Below are 21007 nucleotides of genomic sequence, written 5' to 3' on the forward strand. Positions count from 1 at the left end.
TAGACAATCGCCATGAATGCGGGCGAGGCACTCACCGAGGGTCATCTTCTCGACGGCCGCTATCGCGTCAAAAAAGTGCTCGGCGTCGGCGGGATGGGACGCGTGTACCTGTCCAACGACACGCGCCTGGCGAACCGGCCGGTCGCGGTCAAGGAGATGGTCGTCGGCGACGGAATCCAGGAGAAAAAAGCGATCGAGGACTTCACCCGCGAGGCCAACGTGCTCGCGCGGCTGTCGCATCCGGGCATCCCGACGCTGATCGATCATTTCGCCGAGAACTCGCGCCATTACCTGGTGATGGAATTTGTCGCGGGCGGCGATTTGCAGCACGTGCTCGACAAGCTGGGCCCCAAGGGCAAAGTCGCCGAGGACAAGGTGCTGAGATGGGCGCGCCAGATGCTCGACGTGCTCGAATTTCTGCACGGGCAGAAGCCGCCGATAATTTATCGCGATCTGAAGCCCGGCAATATCATGATCGACAAGGACGGACGCGCGATGCTGATCGATTTCGGAATCGCGCGCTTCCTGCCACCCGGTGGACGCGGCACGCAAATCGGCTCGGTCGGCTACGCGCCGCCCGAACAGTACATGGGCAAGGTCGAGTCGCGCTCGGATCTCTACTCGCTGGCCGCCACGATGCATCATCTGCTGACCGGCCGCGATCCGCAGCTCGAGCCGCCGTTCAGCTTTCCGCCGTTGCGCGCGCTGGCGCCCGAAGTTTCGGTCAAGACGGCGGACGCCGTGATGCGGGCGCTCGAGCAGGACCTGAACAAGCGGCCCGCGTCGGCAAAGGAGATGCGCCGCGCGCTGCCCGAGCCGCCACCCGAGAGCAGGTCGGGGCGCTTGGATGCGAGCGGCGGACTGGCGGTCGTCACCGGCGCGGGCGCGCCGAGTCCGAGTTCGACGCAGTCAACGGTGGTGCTGAACAGCGCGCCGGCATCGCCCGCGCCGTCGCGCTCGACCCCATGGAAGTCGGCGGTATCAAGGCCGGCTGCGCCCCCTTCCACGATGCCGACGATCGTGCTGAACGAACCGGTTGGAGAAAATATCAAGCGCGGCGCCACCGCGGGCAGCACCGCGGCAAAGATTGTCGCGCCACAGATCAAAAGAGCGATCGAACTCACCGGCAAGGCGCGCAGCCTGATCGAGCGGGGGCTCAAGGCGCGCCGGTCCGCGATCGCGTCGAGCGACGCGCCGAGCCCGTCATCGACGGCCAAGACCAAAGAGCTGACACCGTCTGCGGCCGCGTCGTCGTACGCGCCGCGAAGAGAAGCGACGAGCGAACCGCAGCCGGCTGACACGAAAGCACGGACCGGGTCGCGCGCCTCTTCGTCGCGCAATTATTCGCCGCCAATTTCGACCGGCCCGGGTTCCGGCGGATTGTTCGGCGAGCGTAATGCCAACGGCGCCGACGTATCCGCCGCGCCGGCGCGGCTGGTCTCGCGCGGCGATGAAATCGAGTTCGGCATTTTTGGGATGCGCACTTTGATCGGGCGATCGCAGGACGCCGCCGACCAGCTCGACATCGATCTGAAGAAGCTCGCGCACGGAGGGGATCGCGTCTCGCGGCGTCATGCTGAGATAGTCCTGCGCGGGGCGGACTACTTCATCCGCGATCTCGGCAGCCTTAACGGCACCTACATCGCGGGGCGTGGCAAGTTGGGGCGCGACCAGCTCTACAAGTTAAAAGATCGCGACCAGGTGGTGCTTGGCGGTGCTATACTGCAGTTTCGGAGAGGTTAGTTGCGCATGATCACCTGTCCCGAATGCGGCCAAGAGGCAGCGGACGACGCCAAGTTCTGCGATCGATGCGGCCAGGGGCTGTCCAAGGCGGCCGCATCCGCATCGCAGTCACCGGCGCGCCCGACGCCGCTGACGGCGGGAACATCTTTGAAGGGAGGGATCGAGATTGTCGAGCTAACCGGTCAGACGTCGATCGAAAATCGTTATCGCGCAAAACGCATCCGAGCCGGCAACGCGGAATCGATTGCATTGCGCGAGCGCCTCGGCCCGCAACCGTCGGCAGAAGTTGTCGATGAAGCGCCGCATCCGGCGGCGCCGGAACCGCCCGCTCCGCCGCCCCCGGATCCCAACGGCCCGAGCGCCAAAACCGCGGAACTCAGGCCGGCGGTTGCGCAGACCAACGGGACCGCGTCACCGCCGCAGATGCAAGCTCCGAGTGCGCAGGTGGAAGAGCCGGCGAGCGCGAACGCATCGGGAGAAGGCGTCCAGTCGGTGGTCGAGATCGACGCCGACGCCGCTTCCACCGTGATCGCCGAGGCCGCGGAGAATTCATCCACGGACGAAGCGACCGAAGCAGCGATCGCGGCAATCGCAACCGAAGCCCAGGCCAATCCCGAGACCGACGACGGGGCGCGCGAGGATGCGGCGGCGCCGTGCGGCGAGGATCTCGGTGAAGTCTTCGGACGCGTGCTGGCCCTGTCACAGACGATCAACCATCCCGCCTTTCAGCGCGCGACCGAAGGATTTGCTGAACACGGGCGCGTGTACCTGGTTTACCCCGACGAGGAACTCAAGGGGCTTCATCGCGGCGGCGCGAAAATGACCGAGACGGAAGCGATCGCGGCAGCCGTCCAGATCTGCCAGGCGATTTCGTTTGTGCATCGCCGGGCGCTGCGGCTGAACGACATCTGCCCGGAATCGGTTTGCGTTGCCCCCGACGGCCGGCTCAAGCTCACGGGCCTGGACTACGTCAGCAACGACAATGAGCTTCAGGGCGAGCCGATTTTCAACGACGGCTATACGGCGCCGGAGATTTATCGCGGCAAAAAAGTGGACAAGCGCGCGGATATTTTTTCCGCCGGCGCGATCCTCTACACGTGGCTCACGGGCGCAAGGATTCCGAGCGAGAGCTGGCGCGAGGAGGCGGGTCCGGTGCAGTTCTATCCGCCGCATGTCGTTACACCGCGGCTGGAGAATGCGATCCGCCGTGCGATCGCTTTCAGTCCCGCCGACCGCTGGCCGACCATCGATGCGTTCAAGACGGAGCTGATTGCGCTCGGCGGCACTTTTCGGCTGCGCGCGGCCGCGATGACCGACGTAGGCCGCGTGCGCGAGCATAACGAAGACGCGGTGCTCGCGGTCGATTACACGCGCGAGTCGCTCGTCGATCCGGCGCAGAGCCATCTGTACGTCGTTGCCGACGGGATGGGCGGCGCCGAGGCGGGCGAAATCGCCGCTGCAATTGCCGTACAAACGATCCGGAGTTACATTGAATCACGGCTCGAGAGCGCACGTGGAGAAGTTACAAACGGCGCGGAACTGCTGACGGCCGCGCTCGAAGAAGCAAATTCCAGGATTATCGAATATGTGGCGAGCCATCCGGAGTCTCGCGGAATGGGTTCCACGGGCGTATGCGCGCTGGTCGAGCCTCCCGATGCGGCCGTGGCCTGGGTCGGAGACAGCCGCGGATATCTGATGGAAGGCGCGACGCTTCGCCAGGTCACCAAGGACCATTCACTGGTGCAGCGGCTGATCGAAATCGGGCAGATAACCGCCGAGGAAGCGCACACGCACGAGCACAAGAATGTGATCACGCGCTCGCTCGGTGCGCGCCAGAGCGGACCGGCGGGGGCGGAGGCGGTCTCGCTGAGGCTCAAACGCGGGGACAAGCTGATGCTCTGCAGCGACGGGTTGACGGCGCACGTCGATGACCGCCAGATCCACGACATTCTGGGGCGCAATCCCGATCCCTTCGACGCGGCGCGCGAATTGATCGTCGCGGCGAACGCGGGCGGCGGTACCGATAACATTACCGTGATCGTAGTCTATGCAAGCTAGGCGCGAACGACGCGCCGGCAATTAACGATGTCCACCTCGCCAAAAGATCCATCGCAACCGCTGACCGGACCGCTCGAGCCCGGCACTGTGCTGCAGGGCCGCTACGCGATCGAGCGGCTGCTCGGCGGCGGCGGGATGGGGATGGTCTATCTGGCGCGCGACCAGCGCCTGGCCAATCGCCCGTGCGCGATCAAGGAGATGGTCGATCACTTTATCGATCAGGCGCAGCGGATCGAGGCCAACGAATATTTCGCGCGCGAGGCCGACACGCTCGCGCAACTGAAGCATCAGGCGATTCCCGCGATCACCGACCGCTTCGAACTCGCCAACCGCCATTACCTGGTGATGGAGTACGTCGAGGGACGCAACCTCGAGGAGGAACTCGCCGCGCGCGGCGAGCCGCTGCCCGAGGGGCTGGTGATCGATATCGCGCGCCAGTTGTGCGACGTGCTCGTGTACCTGCACGGGCTGGAGCCGCCGATAATCTACCGCGACATGAAGCCGTCCAACGTGATGCTCAATCCGAACGGGCGGGTCGTGCTGGTGGACTTTGGAATCGCGCGGCTGTTCAAGGCGGCGCGCAAGGGCACCATGATCGGCACGCTCGGCTTCGCACCGCCGGAGCAGTACCAGGGGCTGGTCGATCCGCGCAGCGACATCTACTCGCTGGGCGCGACCTTGCATTACGTGCTGACCGGCCGCGATCCCGAGAAGTTTCCGCCCTTCAGTTTCCCGCCGGTTCGCGAGCTGCGCCCGGCCGTGTCGAGCAACCTGGCAGGCGCTATTGACGCGGCGCTTGCATACGAAGTGGACGGGCGGCCCGGACGCGTGCAGGAATTTCGCGACATGATGCTCTACGGGCGCGGGCTTGCGCACGACGGCGGGATTGTGAGCTCGACGGGCGGAACCGGCGGGCTGTCGCAGGTCGAGCAATTCGAATACGACGAGGCGCCGATCGTTTATCGCCAGCCGCGCAGCCGGCTGAGCCGTTCGATCAGTCTTGCGATTTTCCTGATGGTGCTGGCGGGAGCGGCGTTCGGCGGGACGTACATATATTCCAGCCCGGAACTGCAGCTGCGGCTCGGACTCAAGCCTCTTTTCGACGGACTGCCGTGGAAGCATGAGGAGTTGCTGGCCAAGGCCCGCGAGCATCCACTGGAATTCTCGCAGATGACGCTGGCGCTCTCGACGCGCGAGGGCACCGCGCTGGGCTCGCCGCAGGCGAGTTTCAACGACAGCGAGCTGACCAACGCGCGCTATCTGAAGTGGACCGCGACCTTCAAGAACCTGCTCGCAGGGCTGGAAGGGCGCGACGAAAAAGTCGAGGCGCGCTTTTACGATCCCAGCGGACTTCAGATTGCCTCCAGCGACACGAATATTTTTGTCGGGCCTGCGCAGACAACCGCCGACTTCAGCGGCGTGGCGTTGATGCCGACGATGACCGAGAAGCCGCCCGGCACCTACAAAGTGGCGCTCTACTCGGACGACAAGCTGGTCGCGCAGGAAGGCTTCCTCGTTAACCGGGACGTGAGCGCAAGGAACGCGGCGGCCGCCAGCGAGGCGGCGGCTGCGGCGGCGGCGAAGGAAGAGCAGCGCAAGCGCGACGAAGAAGCGCGCAAGCTCGCGATGATCGATGAGCGCCGCGCCAAGCCCTTGCAGCTTCGCGGCATCAGCTTTCTCAACACCACCAAGACCGGAACCGCGCTCTCGGGAGCGACCAGCTCCTTCGAGGTATCGAAGGTGTTGTTCGTCGGCTGGGAGGTCAGCTTCGAGAACCGGCTCTACAAGCTCGAGCCCGGCCAGTACCGCGTCGATGCGGCGTATATCGGCCCGGACGGCCGCACGCTGGGTGCGGTCAACGATTATCAGCCCGTCTCGCCCAGTATGAAGACGGTGACGTTCAGCGGACGCGTCGGCAACTCGCACGGCGGCGCGTTTCTGCCGGGCACCTACACGGTTAATTTTTATTTGAACGGCCAATTTTTCGACGCGAAGAGATTCGAAGTGCTCGCCGACGCCGGCGGACCATACGCGACCTATCCGGGCGGCAGCGGCGCGATCGGCAGCTCGATGGGCAGCAGCTCGATGAACTCGGGCAGCATGCTCGGGCCGACGGTCGCCACCGGCACCATCAGCGGTCTTCGCAGCGGCGGCAATCCCGAGATGGAGCTTAGACTGCGTCCGCAGCCCAACGGCTTCCTGCACGGCGAGCTGGTAATTCATCAGTCAGGCTATGGAATGACGCCGATCGAAGGATTCGTACGCGGCAATCATCTGCAGTTCCAGGTCCCATACGGCACCGAGACGTATTACTTCGAAGGCCAGCGCCGGGTCGATCAGATCAGCGGCACTTTCGAATCCACGCCGTCGGGAGAGCGTGGCACCTGGACCGCCCAGGCGAACTGAGCAGGGGTGACCCCTGCACTCGGTATTAAGGCCGCCCGCCGTTGGCGGGCGCGGGCTCTGCCCACGGCTTAATACTGCGCTGCCGTCGCCACGGCCTTGGTTGACCCCTGCACTCGGTGATTAAGATAATCTGGCGCTGCTGCGGGATGCGGGCTTCGCTCTGTCATAACTCGGTAGCGGGGAGTGGCGGGCGGCCGCAATCCGGTCGGGAGGTGAACTGAAAAATGGACCTGCTCGAAGATGCGGGAATCCCGCCGCCGCGATCGCCGATTCTAACCGACGAGGATCGCGCAGCACTGGCATGCATCGGGCTCGCGCAACGCCAGTTCTACTTCGTCAGCGTGTTCTTTGCGGGGGTGGTCGGCGGCGCGACGATCGCGTACTTCATCGGCTACGACGACATCGTTCGCACCGTCGTCCGATGGGTCCTCTCGGGCACGGGTCTGGCGCTGATCGCGGCCGCGCTCAACATTACTACACTGCATTCTTTCAGGTGCCCGCGGTGCGGCGAGGTTTACTTCGCGGGAGTCGGCGCGCCGTGGGGAATCTTCTCGACGCAATGCGGCACCTGCGGGTTGCCGCTCAACTTGCCGGATGAGACGGCGATCGCCGAATGAATTCTGGTCGCGCATCACGATAAACAGTGCATTGGCGGATTTGCGCTTGAACCTGACCCAATCACGCGCAATGCTGTGGAGTGCATCATGGCGAGTAATGTTTCCCGCGAAAAACTGCTCTTCTACGCGGCCGCCGGCGCGCTTGGCGGCTTCGCGGCGTGGGGGCTGTCGGAGCCAATTCTCGGCATCCGCTGGGTTTATGGCCGCGATATCCTGTTCGGTGCGCTGATCGGCGCACTAATCAGCGCGTTTCTCGCCTCGATCGAAACGCTCAGCGTGGGCCAGGTGCGCCAGGCGGCGCGCAGATTCGTGGTCGGCGGAGCTATCGGCGCGGCGGGCGGAGCGCTGGGATTGATCGTCGGCGAAATTGCGTTCGACATCCTGGGTGGTCTCAACGGCCGAATCCTGGGATGGGGCGTGCTCGGAATCGCGGTCGGACTCGGCGTTGGATCGGCGTCGGGATCCGCGGCGCGGCGCCGCAATGGCGCGATAGGCGGTGTGCTCGGCGGAGCGCTCGGCGGATTTTTTTACCAGAGCCTGACGAGCACGTTTCCGCAGGCGTTGGGACGAGCGATCGCGATCATCATCCTCGGCGCGCTGATCGGATTTTTCATCGGACTGGTGACCGAGCTGCTAAAGCGCGGCTGGCTGATGGTTGTGCGCAGCAATAGCCGCAACGCGCGCGAGGGCCGCGAATATCCCCTGCTCAAGGGCGTGACGATTATCGGCCGCGCCGAGGAAAGCGACATCGGACTGTTCGGCGATCAGACCGTGCTCGGCAATCATGCGATCATCCGGCGCGAGGGCAAGAATTTTATCATCAGTCCGACCGGCGGCCAGATATTCGTGAATCGGCATCCGGTAGCGGGCCGCTACGCGCTCAAGAGCGGCGATCGGCTCGAGGTGGGTGGCACGCTGTTTCTCTTCCGCGAGCGGGCGCAGGCGGCGAATCGATAAGAGGCGAAGCCTGATCGTGGGGAGCCAGCCGACCTTCGCAATCCGAATCGCGCTCCTCGTCACGATCGTTTCGAGCTTCACCTCGATCCTTTCGGGATGCGCGACCGTCGGCGGCGGTGCGCCCGCACCCGTTACGACCTCGGTCCAGACGCTCGAGTACTACCCGTACCAGGTCAAGGGATACCAAAACAGTTATCCCAGAAAGACCATACTGGTCCTGATGCCGGCCGACGCGCGCGATGTGACCGGCGACAGCGCGCCGCTCAATGGCAATCCGGCGATAGGAGTCGTCACCGATCAATCCGGCAACATTACGCAACGCCTGTACAGCCCGCCGCTTGGCCCGATTCTGCAGCAAGCGCTTGGGCGCTCGGCCGATGAGGCGGGTTTGAGCGCGTCGGCGTTGCCTGATGTCGCCTACAAGCCCGGCGTCAATTACACCACCGGATATGTGCTCGAGAGCAAGCTTCGGCGCTGCTGGGTAAAAAAGAACCGCGGCGCCAACGGCCAGTACGGCCCGGTCTGGCGGACCACAGCCGATTTGGCTCTCGACGTTGCGATCTACAAGCCGCCGTTCAGCGTCCCGTTCTGGACCGGGAGCGCTGACGAAACCTACTACGATCCGCCGGTGGGCTCGTTCGGTCTCGGTTCCGAGGACGAAGCCGGCATCTACGACGAGCCGGGGCAGGTATTGTCGGTCGCGCTGACGCGCTCGGTGGCGGCGATCTTCCAGCGTCAGGACTTGCGCAACCTGATGCTCGAAGACGACATCAAATCCCGCTAGGCGCGCACTTCGAGGCGCGGTCTTTGAACAATCGCCGGGGTTGGAATAGCTTAGGCAGAGCGCCGGATAGTCAAATGCCGAGGCATCCGCGGAGAAATCCTTTCCCGGTTCCCGCCGCGTGACCGCAAATCCGGATCGCATCGTCATCTGCCAAGAGGAAGCACGATGGAAATCGGATTCGTTGGTCTCGGCAAAATGGGCATGAACATGGTCGAGCGGTTGCGGCGCGACAATCACCAGATTGTCGCCTTCGATCTCGACGATGCGAAACTCAAAGAAGTTTCAACGTTCGGCGCCGACGGCGTCAATTCGCTCAAAGATCTGGTCGCCAGGCTCGCGCCGCCGCGGGGCGTGTGGGTGATGGTGCCGGCGGGCGATCCCACCGACAGCACGATTAACCAACTGGCCGAATTGCTCGAACCCGGCGACGCGATCATCGACGGCGGCAACACCAACTTTCACGACGACCTCCGCCGCGCTGCCACCCTCGCCGGCATGAAACTGCATCTCGTGGATGCCGGCACCAGCGGCGGCATCTGGGGACTCAAGCTTGGCTACTGCCTGATGATCGGCGGCGAGGTGGACATCTTCAGGCGCTACGAACCGATTTTCAAAACGCTGGCTCCTCCCGGCGGCTACAGCCACGTTGGCGGCCACGGCGCAGGCCATTACGTGAAGATGGTCCACAACGGCATCGAGTACGGGCTGATGGAGGCGTACGCGGAGGGTTTCGAGGCGATGCACAAGTCGGAGTACAAGCTCGACTTGCCGAAGATCGCAAGCCTGTGGCGACAGGGCAGCGTGGTGCGATCATGGCTCCTGGAGCTTACGGCCAACGCGCTGGAAAAGGATCCGCGGCTCGAGCAAATCAGGGGCTACGTCGAGGATTCGGGCGAGGGCCGCTGGGCGGTGCAGGACGCAATCGACAAAAACATCTCGATGCCGATAATCACGATGGCGCTGTTCACCCGCTTCCGCTCGCGCGTTGACAAGGGCGAAGGCACCTTCGGCGAGAGATTGCTCGCCGCGCTGCGCGAGGAATTTGGCGGACACCCAGTCGTCAAGGAATAGAGAGCGAGAGGGTTAAGCTGTTTATGGCCGCGCCTGCAAATAGAACCGTCGATCTCAATCACCCCGTCAAGGAACGCCATCACTACGATCCATGCGTCGTGGTGATCTTCGGCGGCGCCGGCGACTTGAGCCATCGCAAGCTGATTCCCGCGCTGTACAATCTCTCGCTCGACGGAGAATTGCCCGACAAGTTCGCGATCCTCGGTTTCTCGATGGAGGATCTCGACGACGAGAAGTATCGCGCGTTCGCGCGCAGCGGCATCGAACAATTCTCGCGCCGCCCGATCGATGACGAACACTGGGCGAAGTTCGCCCCCTTGCTGCATTTCAATCGTGGCTCGTTCACCGAGGCCGCCGATTATCAAAACCTGCACAAGCGATGCGAGGCGCTCGACGCCGAGTTCGGTACCCAAGGCAATCGGGTCTTCTACTTCGCGATTCCGCCGGCGTTCATCGACACCTGTTCGGCGGGATTGACGGCCGCCGGCTTGATTCATCCGCTTGAGAAAGGACATCCGTTCACGCGCGTGGTGGTCGAAAAACCGATCGGCTCCGATCTCGCCAGCGCGGAGGAGATCAACGCCCAGCTCGCGCGCCATTTCGACGAAAGCCAAACTTTCAGAATCGACCACTATCTGGGCAAGGAAACCGTCGAGAACCTGATGGTGTTGCGCTTTGCCAACGCGATCTTGGAACCCATATGGACGGCGCGATTCGTTGACCATGTCCAGATTACCGTCGCCGAGGCCGAGGGCGTCGGCACGCGCGCCGCCTACTACGATCGCGCCGGGGCGCTGCGTGACATGGTGCAGAGCCATCTGCTGCAAACGCTCTGCATGATCGCCACCGAGCCGCCCAACACCACCGGCGCCGAGTCGATGCGCGACGCAAAGCTCGACGTACTGCGCGCGCTGCGGCCGCTCGGCGACGAGGACATCGAAAAATGGATCGTGCGCGGCCAGTACGGCGAGGGCCTCATCAGCGGTGCGCCGGTCAAGGCCTACCGCGCCGAGGAGCATGTCGCGCCGGATTCGCAAGTCGAGACCTTTGTCGCGCTGCGATGCTGGATCGATAACTGGCGATGGGCCGGCGTACCGTTTTACCTGCGCACCGGCAAACGGATGCCCAAGCGCTCGAGCGAAATCGCGATCTACTTCAAGAGCGTGCCCCGAATCCTGTATAACTCAAATCCGCGCGCTCCACTGGCGCCCAATATGCTGACCATCAGGATTCAGCCCGACGAAGGCCTCGCGCTCCATATCATGTCGAAGGTGCCCGGCTCGCAGATCCGCCTGGAGCAGGTCAAAGTGGATTTTCACTACGCGATTTCCACGCCGGAAGCGTACGAGACCCTGCTCAACGACGTGATCGTTGGCAACCAGACGCTGTTCATGCGGCGGGATACGGTTAACGAAGCGTGGGCGTTCGTGCAGCCGATCCTGGATGCCTGGGATCAGTCGCCCATGGATCCCCCGATCTACGCTGCGGGCTCGTGGGGACCGCTTGAGGCCGCCCTGATGATCGCGGCTGATGGGCGCACCTGGCGAACGCTATAGCAGGAGAACCCGATCAACGTGTGCAATTTGTCGAGAAGGGATTGCAGATGAGCGCCGGCATTACTCTCAAGCGTCATATCAAGACCAAAAGCGCGACTGCGCTGCCGGTCGCGGACCTGGCTCTCATAATGGAGCGTATCGAGCTGATCGCCACGCGCATCACGCGGCAGCTATCGCTCGCGGGCCTCGACGGGCTTGGCTACACCGGCGAAACCAACGTGCACGGCGAAAAGGTCAAGAAGCTCGACGAGTGGGGCAACAAGGTTTTCCTCGAGGCATTCGAGCGTGGAGACCCGGTATGTAGTCTCATATCCGAGGAAATGGACGAGCCGCATCATTACTCATCCAATTGCCGCGAGAATAACTACTGCGTGCTCTACGATCCTATCGATGGGTCATCTAACACCGACGTAAACGGTTCGCTCGGCACCATCTTCGCCGTCAAGAAACGCGCGCCCCGGCACGGCGCCGGAATCGACGACATCCTCGTCCCCGGAAGTCAGCAACTCATCGCGGGATATATCCTGTACGGGCCGGCCGCGCAGCTCGTGTATAGCGCCGGCGCCGGCGTCGATATCTTCACGCTCGATCGAACTCTCGGCGAGTTCATTCTATGGAAAGAGAACGTGAAGATGCCGCCGCACGGGACTACCTATGCGGTCAATCAGGGCAACGTGGGTAAGTGGCACGACGGAGCGCGCAAGTTCGTCGCGCATATCACCAGCCGCAAAGACAAACGCACTAGCTACTCACTTCGATATTGCGGCGCATTCGCCGCCGATTTCCATCGATGCCTGCTCGAAGGCGGAATATTTATGTATCCCGCCGAGGTTGCTGAAGGCGGCAAGCCCAAGGGAAAACTGCGCCTGATGTACGAGCTCGCGCCGCTCTCGATGCTTGCGGAACAGGCCGGCGGCCGCGGTTCGACTGGCAAAGGGCGGATTCTCGACATAGCTGCCACCGCGATCCACGAGCGGCATCCGATTTATATCGGCAGCGCCGAGGAAGTAGCGCTCGCCGAGTCGTTCAAAGTCGAAGGCTAGAACCGGATCGGGGTTCCTATGGAGCGCCTCATCCTGGCCGGCGATGTCGGTGGAACCAAAACCCATCTCGGGCTCTTCAACCAATCCGCAGGGACCCTGGAAATGGTGCGCGAGCACCGCTACCCGACCTCGCAGTTCGACAGCCTCGAGGCGGCGTGCGCGGATTTCCTCGGCGCAGACGCGGCGGTGAATGCCGTCTGCATCGGCGTGCCGGGTCCGATAATCGACGGCCGCACCCACGCCACCAACGTTGCATGGCAACTCTCCAGCGCCTCACTGTCGCGCGCGCTAAACGGCGTCCCGGTCCGCTTGATTAACGATCTGGCGGCGATGGCCTACGGCATGGTTCATCTGAAGCCTGCCGAGTTTGCGGTTCTGCATCGCGCGGAAAATCCTCCCGAATACGGCAACATCGCGGTGCTCGCCGCGGGCACCGGTCTGGGCGAATCTGCGCTGGTCTGGGAGGGCGGCAAATACTATGCGGTCGCATCCGAAGGCGGCCACAGCGATTTCGCGCCGCACGGCGACGAACAGATCGAGCTGCTGCGGTTCGTCGCGGGCGAATTCGGACACGCCAGCTACGAGCGCGTCCTTTCGGGTCCGGGACTCTGGAATATCTATCGTTTCCTGAGGCGCGAGAGCCGGGCCGAAGAGGCCGCGTGGCTGAGCGGGCAAATCGCCGCGGGCGATCCTTCGGCGGCGGTGAGCGAGGCGGCGCTTGCGGGACGCGACCCGGTTTGCGTTCACGCGCTCACCATGTTTTGCGATATTTACGGTTCCGAAGCCGCCAACCTGGCGCTCAAAGTCCTGGCACTGGGCGGTGTCTTTCTGGGCGGAGGGATCGCGCCGAAAATTTTGCCGATGCTCACCGACGGTACGTTCGCGCGGGGATTCTTGTCGAAGGGAAGGCTGAACGAGATCCTGAAACGGATCGAAGTCCGCGTCTCGCTGAATCCAGCCGCCGGCCTGCTCGGCGCGGCCCACTACGCCGCCGCGATGTTGTGATATAGGAATGCAAACTGCAATGACACTCCAGACGGAGACAGAGGTATATGACTAAGCGAGTTCGAGAGATTCTTGGCTATTACGATTCCGAAAACGCCGGTGTGCGCAGCAACCTGGCGCGGATGCTTAACCATGGCAAGCTCGCGGGCACCGGCAAATTCGTAATCCTGCCGGTGGACCAGGGCTTCGAGCATGGCCCGGCGCGCAGCTTCGCGGTCAATCCGCCCGCCTATGACCCGCGCTATCACTTTCAGCTCGCCATCGACGCGGGATGCAACGCATACGCGGCGCCGCTCGGATTTCTCGCGGCGGGCGCGTGCGAGTACGCCGGCGAGATTCCGCTCATCCTGAAGGCCAACAATCACGACGTTCTCAACGAGGAAAAAGATCCCGCGCTGGCCGTGACCGCCAGCGTCAAGGACGCTCTGCGCCTGGGATGCGCGGCGATCGGACTGACGATCTACCCGGGCTCGACGCAGGAGAAGTCGATGTACCAGGAGGCGCGCGAAATCGGCGAGGAGGCCAGGGCCAATGGACTGCCGCTGGTCCTATGGTCGTACCCGCGCGGCTCCGGCGTCAGCAAGCAGGGCGAGACCGCGCTCGACGTTGTTGCGTATGCGGCGCAAATCGCGGCGCAACTCGGTGCGCAAATGATCAAGGTCAAGCCGCCCACCGCTTTTATCGAACAGGCCGAGGCCAAAAAAGCGTACGAGGCCAGCGAGGTTCCACTCGAACCGTTCTCGGCGCGCATCAAGCATGTCATACAGTCGGCCTTCGACGGCCGGCGCATCGTGATTTTCTCGGGTGGCGCCAAGGAAACCGACGACTCGTTGCTGAACACCGTCCGCGGGATTCACGCCGGCGGCGGTTACGGCTCGATCATCGGCCGCAACAGCTTTCAGCGTCCGAAGCCCGAAGCGATCGCGCTGCTCGGCAAGGTCATCGACATTTACAAAGGCTGATCAGGCATCCGTCCATGCGCATGACGGTGCAATTGAAAAGATGAAATACAGCGAGTACCAGCATCTCCTGTTCGAGCGCCGCGACGATGGCATCCTGCTCATCACGATCAATCGTCCCGAGGTGCTCAACGCCACCAACAGCCGCCTCCACTTCGAGTTGAGCCGCGTGTGGCTCGACGTTGCCGACGACGACGAAACCAACGTCGTGGTGATTACCGGCGCCGGGCGCGCGTTTTCGGCGGGCGGCGACCTCGACATGATTACGCAGATGTCGGCGAGCGCGGCCAACGTCGGCAAGGCGTGGAAGGAAGCCGGCGACATCGTCTACAACATGATCAACCTCGACAAGCCAATCATCTCCGCGATCAACGGCGTCGCCGTCGGCGCGGGATTGGCGGTCGCGTTCATGGCGGATATCAGCATCGCGTCGGAGGCGATGCGCATCACCGACGGACATCTGCGCCTTGGCGTCGCGGCCGGAGATCATGCGGTGATCATCTGGCCGCTGCTGTGCGGCATGGCCAAGGCGAAGTACTACCTGATGACGGCGGAGTTCATCGACGGCAAGGAGGCCGAACGCATCGGGCTGGTGAGCCTGTGCGTTCCGGCCGACAAGCTGATGGACAGGGCGATGGAAGTCGCGCGCAAGCTCGCGCGCGGCCCGCAACAGGCGGTGAGATTCACCAAACGTTCGCTCAACAATTGGCTGCGCGTGGCCGGCCCGGCGTTCGACGCATCGCTGGCGCTCGAGATGATGGGATTTTTCGGCGCCGATTTGACCGAGGGCGTCGCCGCCATCCAGGAAAAACGCCAACCGTCCTTTCCGGGATTGGCCACGCCTAAACGCTAGGTTGATGACGCGTGCATTTTGAAATACTGTCCTTCGTTTGAAAGAACCCTAACCTGTGCGGGGGAGAAAATGCTGGTGAAGAAATTTGCGCTGGTGGTGGCCTCGGCGATGCTCGCGACGACCGTCGCGTTTGCGACGAATGCGCGGCCCGCATTCGCCAACAAGGTCGATTGCGACGCTGTGATGAACGAGGTCAACAGCGGCAAGCATAACAAGGATATCGCCGCCGACCTCAACATCTCGACCACGAGCGTCTATCGCTGCAAGAAGAAGGCAAAGCTCGCGGCCAAGGCGGCTACCAAGTCGTTGGCGCACACCAAGAGCGGCAGAGAGGTACCGGCGGCGCCTGCGCCCGCGGCGGCAGCTTCCGCAACGACGAAGTAGGAATTTGCGCTTCGACGCGTCGCGGGCCGCCATGGCTCGCGACGCGTCGGTTGCGGACTGCGCGCGAATCGACGACGGCTTAGTCGATGCCGAAATGCGAACTGTGCGAACTGCGTAATTATACGCAGCGCTACGCCGACTTCGTTTACCCCTTCAAGTTTACGATCTTGGACTGCGATTCGTGCGACACTCCGATGGCCGTCCTCGGAGAGCATCGCGCCGTGCCCACCGACCAGGAGCGCGAATTCATGATCGAGGCGCTGTCACTGGTCGCGCGCGCGAAGTACGGCGCCGATAAATTCGGCATCGACGCCGTGATGCGCCAGATTCCCGATCACTGCCACATGCATGCCCGCCCAATTCGCCGCTGGCAATATTAGCTCTCGCACCGCCCGGTTCTCGATCCCAAACATATTACGGCTCGGTTTCGAGTATTTTACCTATTTGGTATGCGCCTCATCTTGTGCTATATGCGCGCCGTTACGCGCGTTGCTTGGGGAAGCGCGTCGCCGGCGGGAGGAGGCCCTGAGGGGGGTGCTCCGGCCGGTTCCCTTCAGGAGGTATGGGGGAAAATGGCTAACGGGACGGTTAAGTGGTTCAGCCCGAAGAAGGGCTACGGCTTCATCACGATGGAGGACGGGCAGGAAGTGTTCGTTCATTACAGCGCCATCGATGGAGCAGGTTTCCGCTCGCTTGAGCAGGGGGAGCGCGTTGAGTTCGAGGTCGCGCAAGGGCCCAAAGGATTGCAGGCCTCAAACGTCAACAAGGGATAGGGGGGCGCGCCGGGAGATTTCCGGGGAAAGGGGGGGACGGTTCGACCGCCGATGACCGGGCGCACGACGCGTGCGAGCCGTCGCGGTGCCGTGCGACCGAGGCGATCCAGCTGATGAAGCTGGTCGGCCCTTGGTCAGACTAATTCGATCGGGTGTTCGCGGCGAGGCGTGACGCGGCCGATAATCGCGGCGTCGCGATGCCCGCAATTTTGAAGCTCCGCGAGCAGGGCAAGGGACTGCTTGTCGGGGATCGCGATCAGCAATCCGCCGGAGGTCTGCGGATCGAAGGCAACCGCCACGATCTCGTCGGAAACTTCGTCGGAGATGCGGACGCCTGGCGCGTAGTACTCGCGATTGCGTTCGCCGCCGCCGGGAATCATTCCGGCGCGGCATTGATCGAGCACTCCGGGTAGGAGCGGCAAGTCGGATTCCTCGAAAACGATCGTAGCGGCGCTGCCCTCGGCCATCTTCAGCGCATGACCGGCGAGACCGAATCCCGCGATGCCGGTGGCGGCATGAACGTCGTACTTAAGCATCGCGGATGCGGCCGCGGCGTTGAGCTGCGTCATCGAGCGGACCGCGGCCTGGTATGGTTCCTCGGCCAGCTTGTCGCGCTTGAAGGCGGTCATCAGGATTCCCGTGCCGAGCGCCTTGGTGAGCACGAGCGCGTCGCCGGCTTGCGCGCCGACATTGCGCACGATTCGGTGCGGATCGATCACTCCCGTGATAGCCATCCCGAATTTCACTTCTTCGCCGACCACGGTGTGACCGCCAACGATTACGACGCCGGCCTCGCGCGCCTTCTCGGCTGCGCCGCGGATAATTTCGGCGAGCAGGGCGCCGGGCAATCCGGTCTGCGGCCAGCATACGATGCTCAGCGCGGTGCGCGGTAATCCGCCTGTCGCATAGACGTCCGAGAGCGCGCCGGCGGCGGAGATTTGTCCATAGGTGAAAGGATCGTCAACCACCGGTGTGAAAAAATCGACGCTATTCACGATCGCGAGATCGCCGGAAAGACGCAGCACTCCGGCGTCGTCGCCCGTGGAGATTCCGAAGAGCAAATCAGGGTGGCTCGGCAAATCGAGCCGCGCCAGCACTGCGCAGAGGTCCGCCGGACCGTGCTCACCGGCCCAATCCGCAGCCTTGCACCGCGCAGTCAGGCGAATGCGGTCGCCCCGCGAGGGATTGTGGTCCTTCGGTTTGGACATCGCGCCTATTGTCGCGCATCGCGGCGGCGATGTCAGCCGAGCGTGCGCTACATCTGCTTGGTGTACATCGCCATGTCGAAGTAGTCGCGCCATGCGCTGATCTTGGTGCCGCTGACCTCGAACACGCCTGCGACCGGCAGCGAAATCGTCTTGCCGCCGCCCAGGTCGAAGACGTCGACGCGCTCGTTGAAGACGACGTTGCCGGCGCTGGCGCTGTTCAGCACTTTGAAATGAAGCGACTTGGCCATCGGCAGAAAGGTGTTGATGGCGGCGCGGATGGCGTCTTTGCCGCGGGCCGGTTCGAACGGGATGTTGTGATAGACGGCGTCGTCGGTGAAGAAGCCGAGCAGTTCGTCGATATTCTTGCGCGGCCACGCGTTGCAGAATTCGGTCACGACTTTTTCAGCATCGGTAGCCATCGCGATTTCTCCCCTGGCGCGCGCGCCTATTCGTTGTCGAGATAAAAGCGGTCCTCGTCCTTGTTATAGCCGAACAGCTCGGCGAAACGCCCCCAGTTCACCATCGTGGAAAACTGGCGCTCGGGCTTTTCGCTCGGCAGCAGCATCGCGAGGTGGCCGAGCACGGTTTCCTTGGTAAGAGACTTGTCCTCGGTGCCGTGCAGGAGGCGGATGAAGTAGCTGAAGAGGCTGTGTTTCTTCAATTGCTCGCGCACCAGCAGCTTGCGTTCGTTGATCTTCGCGTCGAGAAATTGCTTACCAAGCGGTTCGAGCACCGCGTCACCGGCCGGAGTTGAAACGAAGCCGAGGATTTCCGCGGCCTTCATCACCTTGAGCAAATCGCCGAAATTGAAATGCAGGTCGCGCGCTATTTTGTAACCGTCCTCGCGCCCGCCGCGATCCTCGAGCAATTCGAGCAAGCCGAAGACCAGCGTCAGCGCGCAATCGGGAAGCGGATATATTGACGCAGCAGTCATCAGCCGCGCTCCTCGATCAGCGAGAAGACCTTGTCGGTCAGCGCGTTGAATGCTTCAGCGCGGCGGTCGCGCGGTCTGGGCAATTCGACTTTGAGATCCTTGACGATCCGTCCGGGCCCCGACGCCATCACGATGACGCGATCGGCCAGCTCGATTGCCTCCTCGATAATGTGGGTGACGAGCACGATATTTTTTACCGGCATGTCGGGCGCCTGCCAGATTTCGAGCATTTCCTCGCGCAGCGTGATCGCCGTCAGCGCATCCAGCGCCGAAAACGGCTCGTCCATCAGCAGCACCTTGGGCTCGACCGCCAGCGCGCGCGCGAAACCGACGCGCTGCTTCATTCCGCCCGAAAGCTCGCGCGGGTAGGCCTCCTCGAAGCCGTCGAGTCCCACCTTGTCGATATAGATTCCGGCGCGCTTCTCGCGCTCGGCCAGCGGCAATCCCTGCGCTTCCAGCCCGAGTTCCACGTTGGCTTTGACCGACAGCCACGGCAGCAGTGCAAACGATTGGAACACCAGTGCGCATTCGAGATTGATCCCATCGACCTGGCGCCCGCGGTACAGCACCTGTCCCGATGTCATCGGCACGATACCGCTGATGATGCGCAGCAGCGTTGACTTGCCGCATCCCGACGGGCCGACGATCGCGACGAACTCGCCCTCATCCACGTTGAAGCTGATGTCGTCGAGCACCTGCAAGGTGCCCTTGGCGTGCGCAAAATTCTTCGAGATGTGTTTGAGCTCGAGGAGGGCCATGGGTCAGATGAGTCCGAATCGCACATAGTCATGCACGCGTCAGTAGTCCAGCCTGTATCGCTCCGTGGCCAGGTTGTACAAGGGCCGCCACATCAGCCGGTTCAACAGTAGCACCACCAGTATCATCGATAGCAGGCTCAGCAGGATCATCACACCGTTGCCGGTCTTATAGGTGGCAGCGTCCAGCAGCGCGCCGATTCCCAGTACTTGATGGGTCTGGTTATTGTACACGAAGTATTCGGACAGGATTAGCGCGTTCCATCCCCCACCCCACGCGGTGATGCTGCCGGTGATCAGCGACGGCGTCACTGCCGGTAAAATCAGCTTGCGCCATCGCGCGACGCGCGAGAGCCCGAACGCGCGCGCGGCTTCCTTCAAGTCCTCGGGCACCTGGTTTACGCCCGCCAGCAGGTTGAAGAGCAGGTACCATTGCATCCCCGTCAGGATCAGCACGATCGACGCGACATTCATCCCGCCGGTAAACTCGATGAAGGCGGCAACGATGATTGGGAACAGCGCCGTCGCGGGCATCGAGCCGACAATTTCCGCGATCGGCGACAGCACCCGGTTGAAGCGCGGACTCTCGCTGGCGGCCAGCGCGCACGGCACGGTCCACGTCAGCGAGATCGCGTAGGCGATCGTCATGCGAATCGTCGAGGCGACGATCGCCTCCGGGATCTGTTTTGCGTCCGGCGGCCACGGATGCGAGAGCGTTCTGATCAACGCGATAAAGCCCCGCGCCAACGCCCATGCGGTGAAGATCACGATTGCGCCGATCACAATCGTTCGCACGATTTGGCCAACGCGCCTGCTTTGTTCCGGCGATAGCTGCGGCCCGCGCGGGATCGCGTTCAATGCGGTCGCGATCAGTCTCGTCGGAGGCACCAGGATCGAGCGCAGCACGCGCGTCACTGCCGGGCCGACGCCCGACAGCGCGTCGAACATCCCCAGCGATTGCGCGGTGCCCGACGACGCCGCAAATTCGTAGCGAAACTTCTCCGCCCACGTCGAGAGCGGCTGCCAGACGATCATGTCCATCAACACGATGATCGCGAGCAAGGTGAGAAGTCCCGCGGCGAGATCGAAGTTGCGTCCTTTCTCGGAGGCCTCCCACAGAAAACTGCCCAACCCGGGCAGCCGGTAGGTGGCGGGACCGGCCGTGATGATTTCGCACGCGATCAGGAAGTACCATCCCGCCACCCACGACAGGATCGAGTTGTACACCAGCTTCGGCACGCTCGCCGGCATCAGCAGACGCTTGAACTTGAGCCATCCGCGCGCGCCGAACGACTCGAGTGCGTCCCGCGAATCGTCGGGAATCGTTTTGACCGCTTCGTAAACGCCCAGCGCCATGTTCCACGCCTGGCTGGTGAAGATCAGAAAGACCGCCGCCATCTCCACGCCGAGCCGGCTGCCGTGCGTGAGCGCGACGAAGAAAAAGACCGCGGCGGGGAAAAAACCGACCACCGGCACCGACTGCGCGATGTCGATGGCGGGAATCAGGATGCGCTCGTACAGCCCTCCGCGCGCCGCCGCCATGCCATAGATGATCGAAAAAATCAGCGCGATTATGTACGCCGCGAGCATCCGGTAAAACGAGCAGAACGCGTAATATGGAAGATGCCCGATCGAGGTGGGGACGTTGTGCGCAATGAGATGTTGGGCGTGGCTGCGATAGGCGAAGAACAGCGCGATAATTGCGGCAAGCGCAAGGAAGGAGAGCGAGCCGTTAACCAGCCGTCGCGGATTTATTTCGAGCTTGAACATTTTCGCGTGACCCGAAACTCCCAGCATAGCCGCGCCGCCGTTGCGCTCAAGCGCAAACCGCATTTCGGACGCATTAATTTTCGGCGCGCCGGCGTTGACATTGCGCAATCCAGGCAATAGCGAAATCGCAA

At 62.9% G+C, this 21007-nt stretch carries 20 protein-coding genes; 15 read left to right on the top strand and 5 right to left on the bottom strand.

What is annotated here, in order from left to right; all coding sequences use genetic code 11:
- Positions 1-12: 12 nt before the first annotated feature.
- The 15 genes from ABSB13_RS06000 (at position 13) to ABSB13_RS06070 (ending at position 16209) form a co-directional block, all read left to right on the top strand.
- Positions 13-1743, top strand: coding sequence for a protein kinase domain-containing protein (locus ABSB13_RS06000; RefSeq protein WP_428106430.1), 1731 nt, complete (start codon positions 13-15; stop codon positions 1741-1743).
- Positions 1744-1749: 6 nt separating this feature from the next.
- Positions 1750-3801 carry a Stp1/IreP family PP2C-type Ser/Thr phosphatase gene (locus tag ABSB13_RS06005; protein WP_428106483.1) on the top strand — a complete coding sequence of 684 codons (2052 nt, stop codon included), beginning with the start codon at positions 1750-1752 and terminating at the stop codon, positions 3799-3801.
- A gap of 27 nt (positions 3802-3828) precedes the next feature.
- Positions 3829-6207, top strand: a complete 2379-nt coding sequence (locus ABSB13_RS06010) for a serine/threonine-protein kinase (protein WP_428106433.1) — start codon at positions 3829-3831, stop codon at positions 6205-6207.
- 224 nt (positions 6208-6431) lie between these two features.
- A complete protein-coding gene (locus ABSB13_RS06015; RefSeq protein ID WP_428106435.1) occupies positions 6432-6824 on the top strand; it encodes a hypothetical protein in 393 nt (130 codons plus the stop codon).
- Positions 6825-6911: 87 nt separating this feature from the next.
- The gene (locus ABSB13_RS06020; protein WP_428106438.1) at positions 6912-7781 is read left to right on the top strand and encodes an FHA domain-containing protein; all 870 of its coding nucleotides are present in this window, start codon (positions 6912-6914) and stop codon (positions 7779-7781) included.
- Positions 7782-7797: 16 nt separating this feature from the next.
- On the top strand, positions 7798-8565 hold the full coding sequence (locus tag ABSB13_RS06025) for a hypothetical protein (protein ID WP_428106439.1): 768 nt from the start codon (positions 7798-7800) through the stop codon (positions 8563-8565).
- Between the two features lie 165 nt (positions 8566-8730).
- Complete coding sequence (gene gnd / locus ABSB13_RS06030) at positions 8731-9636, top strand: phosphogluconate dehydrogenase (NAD(+)-dependent, decarboxylating) (protein ID WP_428106441.1); 906 nt, start codon at positions 8731-8733, stop codon at positions 9634-9636.
- A 23-nt stretch (positions 9637-9659) separates the two neighbouring features.
- A complete protein-coding gene (zwf, locus tag ABSB13_RS06035) occupies positions 9660-11192 on the top strand; it encodes a glucose-6-phosphate dehydrogenase (RefSeq protein WP_428106443.1) in 1533 nt (510 codons plus the stop codon).
- Between the two features lie 47 nt (positions 11193-11239).
- The gene (locus ABSB13_RS06040) at positions 11240-12235 is read left to right on the top strand and encodes a class 1 fructose-bisphosphatase (protein ID WP_428106446.1); all 996 of its coding nucleotides are present in this window, start codon (positions 11240-11242) and stop codon (positions 12233-12235) included.
- Between the two features lie 18 nt (positions 12236-12253).
- Positions 12254-13240, top strand: coding sequence for a glucokinase (gene glk / locus ABSB13_RS06045; RefSeq protein ID WP_428106448.1), 987 nt, complete (start codon positions 12254-12256; stop codon positions 13238-13240).
- A gap of 47 nt (positions 13241-13287) precedes the next feature.
- Positions 13288-14202, top strand: a complete 915-nt coding sequence (locus tag ABSB13_RS06050; protein WP_428106450.1) for a class I fructose-bisphosphate aldolase — start codon at positions 13288-13290, stop codon at positions 14200-14202.
- Positions 14203-14242: 40 nt separating this feature from the next.
- On the top strand, positions 14243-15052 hold the full coding sequence (locus tag ABSB13_RS06055) for an enoyl-CoA hydratase/isomerase family protein (RefSeq protein WP_428106452.1): 810 nt from the start codon (positions 14243-14245) through the stop codon (positions 15050-15052).
- 75 nt (positions 15053-15127) lie between these two features.
- On the top strand, positions 15128-15436 hold the full coding sequence (locus ABSB13_RS06060) for a LuxR C-terminal-related transcriptional regulator (protein ID WP_428106454.1): 309 nt from the start codon (positions 15128-15130) through the stop codon (positions 15434-15436).
- Between the two features lie 86 nt (positions 15437-15522).
- On the top strand, positions 15523-15816 hold the full coding sequence (locus ABSB13_RS06065; RefSeq protein WP_428106455.1) for a hypothetical protein: 294 nt from the start codon (positions 15523-15525) through the stop codon (positions 15814-15816).
- A 192-nt stretch (positions 15817-16008) separates the two neighbouring features.
- Positions 16009-16209, top strand: coding sequence for a cold-shock protein (locus ABSB13_RS06070; protein ID WP_304823854.1), 201 nt, complete (start codon positions 16009-16011; stop codon positions 16207-16209).
- A gap of 134 nt (positions 16210-16343) precedes the next feature.
- On the opposite strand, the gene selD is transcribed toward ABSB13_RS06070, so the two are convergent.
- Genes selD through ABSB13_RS06095 form a run of 5 tightly spaced genes read right to left on the bottom strand, consistent with a single transcriptional unit; the run spans position 16344 to position 20939 of the window.
- Positions 16344-17417: a selenide, water dikinase SelD gene (gene selD / locus ABSB13_RS06075; protein ID WP_428106457.1), complete on the bottom strand. Its 1074-nt coding sequence runs from the start codon at positions 17415-17417 to the stop codon at positions 16344-16346.
- A 47-nt stretch (positions 17418-17464) separates the two neighbouring features.
- Positions 17465-17836, bottom strand: a complete 372-nt coding sequence (locus ABSB13_RS06080) for a limonene-1,2-epoxide hydrolase family protein (RefSeq protein ID WP_428106459.1) — start codon at positions 17834-17836, stop codon at positions 17465-17467.
- A 26-nt stretch (positions 17837-17862) separates the two neighbouring features.
- Positions 17863-18351: an AAA-associated domain-containing protein gene (locus tag ABSB13_RS06085; protein ID WP_428106461.1), complete on the bottom strand. Its 489-nt coding sequence runs from the start codon at positions 18349-18351 to the stop codon at positions 17863-17865.
- Positions 18351-19109, bottom strand: a complete 759-nt coding sequence (locus ABSB13_RS06090) for an ABC transporter ATP-binding protein (protein WP_428106464.1) — start codon at positions 19107-19109, stop codon at positions 18351-18353. Before ABSB13_RS06090 ends, ABSB13_RS06085 begins: the two co-directional genes overlap by 1 nt.
- A 39-nt stretch (positions 19110-19148) precedes the next feature.
- Positions 19149-20939 (bottom strand): ABC transporter permease subunit, encoded by a 1791-nt coding sequence (locus ABSB13_RS06095; protein ID WP_428106467.1) that lies wholly within the window; start codon positions 20937-20939, stop codon positions 19149-19151.
- Positions 20940-21007: the final 68 nt, after the last annotated feature.

The organism is Binatus sp. (SeqCode) (assembly GCF_050013435.1).
GTDB lineage: Bacteria > Desulfobacterota > Binatia > Binatales > Binataceae > Binatus.